We start from the raw sequence: 1,347 nt of genomic DNA on the forward strand, positions 1-1,347 counted from the left end.
CGACGGCGCCGAAAGCGCTGATAGTGATGACAGCGACAACAGCGATACCGCTGACGAGTAATCCACGGACCTTTTAAGGAGCCTATCAAATGGCACGTTTCTTCCGTCGTCGTAAATTCTGCCGCTTCACCGCTGAAGACGTGAAGGAGATCGATTACAAAGATCTCAACACTCTGAAAGCCTACGTATCCGAGACCGGCAAAATTGTTCCAAGCCGCATCACCGGTACCAAAGCTCGTTATCAGCGTCAGCTGGCCACCGCTATCAAGCGCGCCCGCTTCCTGGCCCTGCTGGCCTACACCGACAGCCACGGCCGCTGAGACCGGGCAGTCGACAAGTAGTAAGGGATTGAATGCATGCGCGCCTTAGCTGAGTTCATCATGCGCGGTCGTGTGCAGGCCACTCTGGTAGTGGCTGGATGTGCAGCATTGCCGTTGTTGTATTGGTTGGGTGCTGCCGCGGGTTGCCTTGTGCTTCTGCGGCGCGGTTTGAAGGACGCCCTTGGCGTTCTTGCCCTGGGAATACTGCCGGCCTTGGTCTGGTGGTTGAAATTCGATGATCCACGGGTACTTCTGGTACTGCTCGGTTCATCGACCCTTGCGTTGGTTTTGCGCGCAAGTGAGTCCTGGGTCCGTACGCTGCTGGTCAGCGTGGCATTGGGGTTGGTGTATTCACTGGCGCTTGGCGCGGCTTTCCGCCCGCAAATCGAGGCGCTGGCGCAGGAGATCATCAAGATCCTGCCGCTGGCCCTCGGGGATCTCTACCAGCAGTTATCGGTAGAGGAGCGAGCGCGCTTTGCGTCAGTGGTTGCACCGATGCTTACCGGCCTGATAGCGGCACTGTTGCAGATTGTCAGCTTGCTGAGCCTGATTCTTGGGCGTTACTGGCAGGCGTTGTTGTATAACCCGGGTGGTTTTGGTCGCGAGTTTCGCAGTATCAGAATCCCCGCTGGACCGGCGATGTTGCTGCTGGCGTTCATGGTGGTCGGGCCGACTTTTGGCCTGGCGCTGTTGGTGCCGTTGTGCAGCGTACCGCTGGTATTCGCCGGCCTGTCCCTGATTCATGGGCTGGTGGCGCAAAAGCGACTGGGCAGATTCTGGCTGGTGGGGTTGTACGTGACGCTGTTGCTGTTCATGCAGCTGATCTATCCGTTACTCGTGGTCTTGGCCATTGTCGACGGCCTGATTGATTTTCGCGGTCGTCTGGCGCCGAAAGACGCCGATAACGCGAACGGTGAAGGTTAAAAGTTAGAGGATTTTCACATGCAACTGTTCCTTATTGTATAAGTATACATAATTGGTATCATGTGCTTAAAATTGTAATTTTAGGGTTTGTAGTGTTGTTATT

At 55.6% G+C, this 1,347-nt stretch carries 2 protein-coding genes; both read left to right on the forward strand.

Features of this window, described 5'->3' with window-relative positions:
• The first annotated feature begins 89 nt into the window (after positions 1 to 89).
• Positions 90 to 320 carry a 30S ribosomal protein S18 gene (rpsR, locus tag ACIOMR_RS30915; protein ID WP_002551829.1) on the forward strand — a complete coding sequence of 77 codons (231 nt, stop codon included), beginning with the start codon at positions 90 to 92 and terminating at the stop codon, positions 318 to 320.
• Between the two features lie 36 nt (positions 321 to 356).
• Entirely contained in the window at positions 357 to 1,244 is an 888-nt protein-coding gene (locus ACIOMR_RS30920; RefSeq protein ID WP_003217488.1) for a hypothetical protein, read from the forward strand.
• The last annotated feature ends 103 nt before the right edge of the window (positions 1,245 to 1,347 follow it).

The sequence above is a fragment of the Pseudomonas sp. NPDC087814 genome, assembly GCF_044742865.1.
GTDB lineage: Bacteria > Pseudomonadota > Gammaproteobacteria > Pseudomonadales > Pseudomonadaceae > Aquipseudomonas.